Raw genomic sequence first — 1,355 nt, 5'->3', positions numbered from 1 at the left:
GGTCTCCTCCCGTATTGCAAGGCTTTGAAGTTGGATGCCAGGGACAGGATCGCTTCCGTATATTCGGCCTGTTGATGAGGCGGCTCAGGAGCTGCCTCTGGCCTCAATGATATTCGCACGTATCGTCCTTATCGGCGGAGCGGCCTTGCAGCCTCCAGGTTAGTCAGGTTTTCGATACGTCGGTCTGACCTGTGATGTCATCGTTAACTCAAAACCTTCGCAATCCTCGGCAAGGTACCTCTGGTTAAATTCTGCCAGCGCTGTCCAGCGCTATGCCTGTGTGTAAACAGTGCCTGTGCTTAACACAGCCCATCCCATGCGGGCCATCTTGTTGGCCAGGGCCACGACGGCTCGATTGGCACCTCTTTCAGCCTTGAGCCGATTGACCCATCGACTGAGTGGATCCTGTTTTCTAGCCGATTGATTCAGCACCGCTCGCGCACCGTGGATCAGTAATCCGCGCAAATAACAGTTTCCCCGTTTACTGATCCCTCTTAGAACGGATTTCCCGCCGGTACTGTGTTGCTTGGGCACCAGGCCCAGCGATGCCGATACGTCGCGCCCGCGTTTGAAGGTGGCGCCATTGCCCACAACACTGCGGAAAACACTCGCAACAATGGGGCCGTATCCCGGTATCGTCTGCAACCGTTGGCAGGCTTCATCGTGTTGGCTCAATTCCTTCAACTCCAGGGTGTAGCTATCGATATGGGCATCCAATTCCTTCAGCTGCTGGTAACTGTGCGCCAGCAGCCGGCGGAACAGTACGCTCAACCCATTGTCTGCATCCTCCAGAATAGTCGGCAGCCCAGTACGAATAGAACGAATCCCCGTCGGCAACACGATGCCATATTCCGCGAGCAAGCCGCGTGCCTGGTTACATAGCGCTGTTCTCTCCTTAAGACAGCGTTGCCGCATCCGATACAGCGCCTGCATGTCTTGTTGTTCGACCGTCTTGATCTCAACAAAATGTATCCTCGGTCGTCCCAGCGCCTCCACAATCGCCAAGCCATCGTTGAAGTCGTTCTTGTTACCCTGAAGCATCGGTGTCACAAAATGGGGTGGAATCAGTTTGACCTGGTGCCCCAACGCGCGCAGTTGACGCCCCCAGTAATGCGCGCCAGCACACGCCTCCATACCGACCAGGCAAGGTGGCAGTTGGTTGAAGAACTTCAGTAACTGGCCACGCTTAAGCATTTTTTTCTTCACGATCTGTTGGCGCTGGTCACAACAGACGGCATGAAAAACGATCTTGGCTAAATCCAATCCTACGATCACAATGGTATTCATGGTCTCCTCCAATTTTGATGGTGCGTACACATCCATCATGGCGCATTCTGACGCCGGCTCGGTAAGAG

The 1,355-nt window shown here is 54.5% G+C and carries 1 protein-coding gene; it reads right to left on the bottom strand.

Annotated elements, in window-relative coordinates:
* Positions 1–270 precede the first annotated feature (270 nt).
* Positions 271–1,287 carry an IS110 family RNA-guided transposase gene (locus MRS74_RS23500; protein WP_254582713.1) on the bottom strand — a complete coding sequence of 339 codons (1,017 nt, stop codon included), beginning with the start codon at positions 1,285–1,287 and terminating at the stop codon, positions 271–273.
* Between the last annotated feature and the right edge of the window lie 68 nt (positions 1,288–1,355).

This window comes from Marinobacterium sedimentorum (assembly GCF_024267675.1).
Classification (GTDB): domain Bacteria; phylum Pseudomonadota; class Gammaproteobacteria; order Pseudomonadales; family Balneatricaceae; genus Marinobacterium_A; species Marinobacterium_A sedimentorum.
The sequence above is the reverse complement of the archived record's forward strand: the minus strand, read 5'-3'. Positions and strand labels throughout refer to the sequence as shown.

What these genes read in the sequence shown, in the direction of transcription:
- MRS74_RS23500 (WP_254582713.1), bottom strand. Translation starts at nt 1,287, where the DNA reads ATGAATACCATTGTGATCGTAGGATTGGATTTAGCCAAGATCGTTTTT.